The organism is Microcystis aeruginosa LEGE 91341, from assembly GCF_015206885.1.
In the GTDB taxonomy this organism is placed as follows: Bacteria; Cyanobacteriota; Cyanobacteriia; order Cyanobacteriales; family Microcystaceae; genus Microcystis; species Microcystis aeruginosa_H.
Genome location: NZ_JADEXY010000247.1, coordinates 1 through 2,194 on the forward strand (window position 1 = coordinate 1; position 2,194 = coordinate 2,194).

Below are 2,194 nucleotides of genomic sequence, written 5' to 3' on the forward strand. Positions count from 1 at the left end.
TCGTAGGTCTCGATGATCTTTTGTCGCAAGTCTAAAGAATAGGGCTTCATCGGGTCGTGGCTCCTGCCTAGGTCTATAATTTATTGTCCTCTTCTATTGTACCTCATGCAAGTGCATACCGCTATATATGAAAGTAGTGCCAGCATGATCCAGAAGCATTTGCAGGGTATTTGTAATTACTTTGAAAATCATACAACCAACGGATTAATTGAGGGAATGAATACCAAAATAAAGCTTATTAAAAGAATGAGTTATGGATTTACCAATTTTGAACATCTTCGACTTAAGCTGTTTGCTTGCTTTAATTCATAACAAAAATTAACACACGAAAACCAGAAGAGCCGAATATCTTCTGTGGAATTTTTCATCTGCTATATAATCATTTACAAGCCGAGGTTGTCATTGAACAGTAGGTATGATACAATAGGATGGAAGTTTGGGAAAGTATTGGGAACAAGGCGGGTTTCAGACACGTTATCGCACTGCTGTGACTTTAGCCGCCCAGTTTTATGGGGGGAAGGCTAAAACCTTATTTACTGCCTAACCCTCTAAACAGTAACCACGATTGTTAGAAAAAATTCTTGAATTTTTTTTCTAGAAAGCTTTTGAGTTACTAAAAAGCCCATATATTCCAATAAACATAAACATAGAAACCTTAGAGGATTTAAGTCATGTTCAAAAATATTATTCAGGAGACTTTTAAATACCTGGGATACAAAATAGTCAAAAATAGTGATCCTGTTTTTCACTTTCACTCAAATGCTTATTTAAGGCATAATGCAAGACGACTTGAACATTTGGCCAGCCTTAACATACCCGTAAGAGGTATGTCAGTACTTGAAGTGGGAGCAGGGATAGGTGATCACTCTCATTACTATCTAGACAGAGAGTGCCAAATTACGATAACAGAAACAAGAGAAGATAATCTAGATTATCTTCTCTTGCGTTACCCTGGAGTTAATATCTTGAGATTAGATTTGGATTCTCCTCAACCACTTGAAAATAGTCCATTTGATATAGTTCATTGCTATGGATTACTCTACCATTTGAAAAATCCTGATTTGACCTTGGATTTTCTAAGTCAATCTTGTCAAAAAATTCTTTTTTTAGAAACTTGTGTTTCTTTTGGTGATAATGAACAGATAAATCCTGTCAAAGAAATACAAGCTAACCCTACTCAGGCTTTTTCTGGTGTGGGATGTCGTCCAACACGACGATGGATATTTTCTCGTTTACAAAATCATTTTGATTATGTCTACATCCCTAGAACACAACCTAATCATGAGGAATTTCCTCTAGACTGGAGTCATCCAGAAAAACATCAAGGTTTGAGTCGTTCTATATTTATTGCTTCAAGGACTAAACTTGACAATGAAATATTGACAGATGAACTTATACAGCACCAAGTAAGACATAACTGACATTGCATGAACAACCTAAAATTTTTTTCAAAGAAGGGTAACAAGAGCGATCACCCGCAGATTAAGATTAGATCAAAATCTTTTTCGGCAAAATCAGCTTAAATTAGAAGCGGCAAAAGCCAAAAGTCAAGAGTTGGTGGATGTGATGCCAGGAATCAATCTGCCAATGGTAATTCGCCCAGATATGTACTTTAAAATTGGCTATACTAAATATATATTTGAACCTGAATCACTTGATTTCATCCGCGATCATCTCAAACCTGGACAAACTTTTCTGGATATTGGTGCTAACGTTGGTTACTTCTCACTGTTTTGCTCTAAAATATAGCGTTGCCTAAGCTAGTGAGGTACACCTATTTTTCTTTCCTTTTGCCTAAAACCCATAACTTTTGTACCTCAGCAGACTGAAAAACGCTATAGTAACTCCAAGCGGTTGTGTTATAGCTTTTGAACCGGGAGACTTTGCCTTCAATCTACTGAAAAAAAATAAGGAGTTGAACAAATTTAATAACCTTGAAATACATCAGGCAGGTTTTGGAGAAAAAGATGAGATTGTAGAATTCCAGGTAATGATTCGGTAGTAGTGGCGTAGCTCTCTTGCTTACCTGGTATGAATTGTGTAAAATATTTATTAATAAAAATAATTGGCTCTTCTGGTTTTCGTGTGTTAATTTTTGTTATGAATTAAAGCAAGCAAACAGCTTAAGTCGAAGATGTTCAAAATTGGTAAATCCATAACTCATTCTTTTAATAAGCTTTATTTTGGTATTCAT

At 35.6% G+C, this 2,194-nt stretch carries 2 protein-coding genes and 1 pseudogene; 2 read left to right on the forward strand and 1 reads right to left on the reverse strand.

The annotated features are described in order from the left end of the window. Window positions 1–123: 123 nt before the first annotated feature. Window positions 124–312 (forward strand): annotated as a pseudogene (locus tag IQ234_RS20580) (transposase); the annotation flags it as partial. Window positions 313–671: 359 nt separating this feature from the next. Next, window positions 672–1,421 carry a class I SAM-dependent methyltransferase gene (locus IQ234_RS20585; protein WP_193958436.1) on the forward strand — a complete coding sequence of 250 codons (750 nt, stop codon included), beginning with the start codon at window positions 672–674 and terminating at the stop codon, window positions 1,419–1,421. Window positions 1,422–2,098: 677 nt separating this feature from the next. On the opposite strand, the gene IQ234_RS20590 is transcribed toward IQ234_RS20585, so the two are convergent. Then, window positions 2,099–2,194: transposase (locus IQ234_RS20590; protein WP_193958437.1), on the reverse strand; the 96-nt coding region annotated here is incomplete at its 5' end.